Source organism: Dietzia sp. UBA5065, from assembly GCA_002415925.1.
In the GTDB taxonomy this organism is placed as follows: domain Bacteria; phylum Actinomycetota; class Actinomycetes; order Mycobacteriales; family Mycobacteriaceae; genus Dietzia.
In genome coordinates, this window is record DIAZ01000186.1 from 4265 (window position 1) to 9493 (window position 5229).

At 74.0% G+C, this 5229-nt stretch carries 7 protein-coding genes; 6 read left to right on the forward strand and 1 reads right to left on the reverse strand.

The annotated features are described in order from the left end of the window. Positions 1-123: aldehyde dehydrogenase family protein (locus B4M60_RS15295; RefSeq protein ID WP_291086178.1), on the forward strand; the 123-nt coding region annotated here is incomplete at its 5' end. A gap of 16 nt (positions 124-139) precedes the next feature. Here B4M60_RS15295 and B4M60_RS15300 read toward each other — a convergent pair. Further along, positions 140-415, reverse strand: coding sequence for a WhiB family transcriptional regulator (locus B4M60_RS15300; RefSeq protein ID WP_291086001.1), 276 nt, complete (start codon positions 413-415; stop codon positions 140-142). A gap of 152 nt (positions 416-567) precedes the next feature. Here B4M60_RS15300 and otsB point away from each other — a divergent pair, with 152 nt between their 5' ends. The 5 genes from otsB (at position 568) to B4M60_RS15325 (ending at position 5162) form a co-directional block, all read left to right on the forward strand. After that, the gene (gene otsB, locus B4M60_RS15305) at positions 568-1326 is read left to right on the forward strand and encodes a trehalose-phosphatase (protein WP_291086005.1); all 759 of its coding nucleotides are present in this window, start codon (positions 568-570) and stop codon (positions 1324-1326) included. Between the two features lie 104 nt (positions 1327-1430). Beyond that, positions 1431-2441 carry a metal ABC transporter solute-binding protein, Zn/Mn family gene (locus tag B4M60_RS15310; RefSeq protein ID WP_291086007.1) on the forward strand — a complete coding sequence of 337 codons (1011 nt, stop codon included), beginning with the start codon at positions 1431-1433 and terminating at the stop codon, positions 2439-2441. Further along, positions 2431-3315 carry a metal ABC transporter ATP-binding protein gene (locus B4M60_RS15315; protein WP_414646821.1) on the forward strand — a complete coding sequence of 295 codons (885 nt, stop codon included), beginning with the start codon at positions 2431-2433 and terminating at the stop codon, positions 3313-3315. The genes B4M60_RS15310 and B4M60_RS15315 overlap by 11 nt, the downstream gene beginning before the upstream one ends. Next, a complete protein-coding gene (locus tag B4M60_RS15320; RefSeq protein WP_291086010.1) occupies positions 3315-4163 on the forward strand; it encodes a metal ABC transporter permease in 849 nt (282 codons plus the stop codon). The genes B4M60_RS15315 and B4M60_RS15320 overlap by 1 nt, the downstream gene beginning before the upstream one ends. A 57-nt stretch (positions 4164-4220) precedes the next feature. Continuing rightward, positions 4221-5162 (forward strand): aminoglycoside phosphotransferase family protein, encoded by a 942-nt coding sequence (locus B4M60_RS15325; RefSeq protein ID WP_291086013.1) that lies wholly within the window; start codon positions 4221-4223, stop codon positions 5160-5162. Positions 5163-5229 lie beyond the last annotated feature (67 nt).

Genomic DNA, 5229 nt, shown 5'->3' on the forward strand with positions numbered 1-5229 from the left:
GTGGTCTCCAACCCGGCGGCGCCGTTCGGCGGGATCAAGCAGTCGGGGCTGGGCCGCGAGGGCGGGCTGACGGGGATCGAGGAGTTCCTGGAGACCAAGCTCGTGGCGATCCCCGTCCGCTGACCGGCCCGCCGCCGGTTCACCCGGTGCGCAACCGGCCCGCCAGCCGGTGCCGTTCGCCCTCCGTGAGCCCGCCCCACACGCCGTACAGCTCGCGGTTGACCATCGCGTGGGTGCGGCACTCCGCGAGCACCGGGCACCGCTCGCACAGCTCCTTGGCGGCCGACTCCTTGCGCCGGCGCAGCCCCTTGGGCTCGTCCTCGGCGTTGTAGAACAGGTCCGGGACGTCCTGACACTCGCCCCGGTCGGCCCACGCCCACTGCTCGTCGATCCTGGTCGGTTCACTCCACTGCATGGTCCTCCCACCGTCCCCTCCAGCCTCGATCACCGGGCGGGCGCGCGGCACACCCCCAGGGGTGGGAGGGCCCGGGGATCGGGGTGACCTGGCACACGTCGCGGGCCACCTCACCCCACCGGGGCGGGCCGCCGCCTTCTACGCTTAGCGACATGACCACCGACCCCGGCCTCGCCCCGGCCCTGCGCCGCGCGGCGCAGGCCCCCATCCTCGTGATCGCGTGCGACTACGACGGCACCCTCGCGCCGTTCGTCGACGACCCCACCCGCGCCATCCCGGCCCCCGGCGCCATCGAGGCGCTGGTGCGCCTCGCCGGGCTGCCCCGCACCACGGTCGCCCTGCTGTCCGGCCGCAACCGCGCCGCGCTGGCCCGGGTGAGCGGCGCCGGGGCGCCGGTGGTCCTGGTGGGGAGCCACGGGTCGGAGTGGGAGGGCGGGTTCGCCACCCCCCTCGACGACGACGAGGTGGCGCTGCTCGCCCGGGTGGGTTCCCGACTCGGGGAGATCGCCTCGCGCACCCCCGGGGCGCACGTCGAATCCAAGCCCACGGCCGCCGTGCTGCACGTCCGCCCGGTCGAGGACCCCGCCCTGCGCGAGCGGGCGATGGCCGAGGCCATGGCCGGGCCCGCCGCGCTCGACGGCGTGTTTGTGACCGAGGGCAAGAACGTCGTGGAGATCGCGGTCCGCGAGGCGAGCAAGGGCGCGGCCATCGAGACGCTGGTCGAGCGGGCCGGGGCGGACCTCGCCGTGTTCATCGGCGACGACGTGACCGACGAGCGCGGCTTCGCCCGCCTGCGGGACGGGGACATCGGCATCAAGGTCGGCGACGGCCCGACCCTCGCGCGGCATCGCGTGGCCGACATCGACGCGGTGGTCGGCCTGCTCGGGGAGCTCGCCGAGCTGCGTTCCTGACACGCGGGGTTCCTGACACGCGGGCCACCCGGATTCGCCCCCGGGGGAGGCCGCCGCTCTACACTTAACGACAACGGTTCCCATTACTACGAGAGCGGTGCCCGATGTCGTCGTCCCCCCTCCCCCGCCCCCCTCGCCTGGCCAGGGTTGGCGCCCTCGCCGTGGCCGGCCTCGTCGGCGCGGCAGTCCTCACCGCCTGCGGGTCCACCGGCGGCGGCGGCTCCGCCTCGGACGGGCCGACCGTCGTGGCCTCCACCACCGTCTACGCCGACATCGCCCGGCGGGTGGCCGGCGGCAACGCGACCGTGGAGGCCGTGATCTCCGACCCGACCGCCGACCCCCACTCGTACGAGGCGAGCCCCGCCGACGCCGCCGCCGTCACCACCGCCGACCTGGTGGTCTACAACGGGGCGGGCTACGACGCCTTTGTCGACCGCGCGCTCGACACCGCCGGTGACGTCCCCGTGGTCCGCGCTGTGGACGAGTTCGCGGCCGCCACCGGCGCCACCGTGGCCGACCACGCCGGCGGGCACGCCGACGCCGACGGCGGGCACGCGGACGAGGCGGGGACCAACGAGCACGTGTGGTTCAGCCTGCCCACCGCCGCCGCGGTGGCCGAGCGGATCGCCGGGGAACTGGCGGGGATCGACCCCGGGCACGCCCAGGAGTACCGGGACAACGCCCGCGACTTCACCGACGCCCTGACCCCGCTCGAGGACCGCCTCGACCAGATCCACGACCGCGGGCGCTTCCGGTACGCCCAGACCGAGCGGGTCGCCGCCCACCTCTTCGACGCCGCCCACCTGGAGGACCTGACGCCCCGCGGGTTCCTGTCCTCGGTCGAGGACGACACGGACCCGTCCGCGGCCGACCTCGCCGCCATGCTCGACCTGGTGTCCGAGGGACGGGTCGCCTTCCTGGCGTTCAACACCCAGACCGTGACGCCCGTCACCTCCCGCGTCCGCGACGCGGCCGAGGAGGCCGACCTCGTCGTCGTCGATCTCACCGAGACCCTCCCCGAGGGCTCCGACTACGTCACCTGGATGACCGGCATCGTCGACTCCCTGTCCTCCGCCCTCGCCGGCGCGACCCCGGCGGCCGACGGTGGGCACTGACCCGGTGGGCACCGACCCGGTGGGCTCCCACGTCCGGGGCGCGCCCGGGCCGGGGCCCGTCGTCTCGCTGGAGTCGGTGACGGTCTCGCGCGGGGGCCGCACCCTCGTCCGCGACCTCGACCTCGAGGTGGCGCCCGGCGAGTTCATCGCGATCCTCGGGCCCAACGGCGCGGGCAAGACCACCCTGCTCAAGGTGCTGCTCGGCGAGCTGGAACCCGACTCCGGCACCGTGCTCGTCGACGGCCGCGCCCCCGGGCACCGCGGCACCCACCTGGGGTACGTGCCCCAGCAGAAATCGTTCGACCCGGGCATCACCCTGCGCGGGCGGGACCTGGTGGGGCTCGGGATCGACGGCACGCGCTGGGGTCCGGGGTGGCCGTCCCGGCGCGGGGGGAAGCGGCGGGTCGTCGACGACGCGCTCGCCCGCCTCGGGGCCGGACCGCTGGCGGACAAGCCGCTCGGCCGCATGTCCGGCGGGGAGCAACAGCGCGTCCGGGTGGCCCAGGCCATCGCCTGCGACCCCTGCGTCATGCTCTGCGACGAACCCCTGCTCAGCCTGGACCTGACCGGCCAGCGGACCGTCGCCTCCGTGCTCGACCACCGGCGGCGGGATCACGGCACCGCCGTCCTGTTCGTCACCCACGAGATCAACCCGGTCCTGCCGATGGTCGACCGGATCGTCTATCTGGTCGACGGTCGCCACCGCATCGGCACCCCCGACGAGGTGTTCACCACCGAGGTCATGTCCGACCTCTACTCCTCCCCCGTCGAGGTGCTGCGGGTGCGCGGCCAGATCGTCGTGGTGGGCGACACCCAGCACCTCAGCGCCGAGCCCTGGACCACCGGCCACCACCACGACCACGGAGCGCACTGATGAACCGCCTTCTGGAGATCGTCGGATCGATCGCCGACACCGAGGTGACGGCGACCCTCCTGCGACAGGACTTCGTGCTGTACGGGCTGGCGGCGATCGCCCTGCTCGGGCTAATCGCGGGCGCGATCGGCCCGTTCATCGTGATGCGGCAGATGTCGTTCTCCGTGCACGGGGCCAGCGAGCTCGCCCTCACCGGCGCCGCCGCCGCGCTGCTCTTCGGGATGAACCTGGGCCTGGGCGCGATCCTCGGCTCAGTGGTGGCCGCCCTGATGTTCGGGCTGATGGGCTCCCGCGCCTCCCAACGCGACAGCTCGATCGGCGTGGTGCTGGCGTTCGGGCTCGGCCTGGCCGTGCTGTTCATCCACCTCTACCCCGGCCGGTCCGGCACCAGCTTCTCCCTGCTCACCGGGCAGATCGTGGGGGTGTCCGAACACGGCCTGGTGCAGATGGCGGTGGTCGCGGCGATCATCTGCGTCTCGCTGATCGCGCTCTACCGGCCGCTCGTGTTCTCCTCCGCGGACCCCGAGGTGGCCGAGGCCCGGGGGGTTCCGGTGCGGGCGATCAACATGGTCTTCGCGGTCCTGGTCGGACTGGCGGCCGCGCAGGCCGTGCAGGTGGTGGGCGCGCTGCTCGTGCTCTCGCTGCTCATCACCCCCGCCGCCGCGGCCGCCGCGGTGACCTCCAGCCCCGGCCGGGCGATCGCGCTGACCATCCTCTTCGCCGAGGTCGCGGCGGTCGGCGGGATGCTGCTCTCGCTCGCGCCCGGGGTGCCGGTCTCGGTGTTCGTCACCACCATCTCGTTCGTCATCTACCTGGCGTGCCGGGCGGTCGCGGCGGCGCGGCGCTGACCCGCCACGCCGCGGCCGGATACCCGTGGGCGGACGCGCATGACTACCGTCTGAGGCGTGCCCACCGACCGCGATGACCCCGCCGGACCCGAAGCCGGGGCGATCCGCGCCGCGTTCCCGACACTGACCTGGGAGTCGGCGCATCGCATCGACGAGGGCTGGGACCACGTGGTGCTGATGTGCCACGGGTGCGGCGGCGCCGACGCGCTCGGCCACCCCGACCTGGTGTTCCGCTTCCCCACCGACGAGCAGGCGCTGGCGCAGCTCCCCGCGGAGATCGCGGTCCTGGACCACGTGGCCGACCGGGTGGCGGCGTCGGTCCCGCGGTACACCCACGTGCCCGACGGCGCGGGGTTCGCCGGTTACCCCCTGGTCCGCGGGGACCGACTCACCCCCGAGTTGCTCCGCGGCCTGTCACCGACGGAGACGACGACCGTGGCCGCGCAACTCGGCGCGCTGCTGGCGGCGCTGCACGTCATGGACACCTCCTCGCCGCCACTGGATCGGGTTCCGCACTCCTATCAACCCGAGAACCTGGACTTCGTGCGCGGGATCGTCGAGAACGACCTCCCGGCGCGGTTCTCCGACGACGAGATGCGCGCGGCGCGCGGGATCTGCGACGAGGTCGCGGCGCTCCAGTCCACCCTGCTCCCGCGGGTGTTCCTGCACAACGACGTCCACACCCGCCACCTGCACTGGGACCACTCGCCGGGCGCGGGCCCGGGGAGGTTGGGGCTCATCGACTTCACCGACATGTGCCTCGGCGACCCGGCCGTCGACTTCGCCGAACTGTACGAGTACGGGCCCCGGTTCGTCGACCGGGTCCTCGCGCACTACGTCGGCAGGATCGACCCGACCTTCCTCGACCGGGCGTGGACCTACCAGCGGTTCGCCGGCCTCTACGCGATCACCGGGCACCTGTACTACGGCGAGGAGACGTGGGACCACGCGCGGGCGACGTTCGACCGCTGCCGGTCGGCCCGCCGCCCGCGGGCCTGAGCCCGGGCCTCCCCCGGCCCGCCGGCGTGCGCTGGCCCTTCGGGGCTTGCGCTGGCTCTTCGGCTTG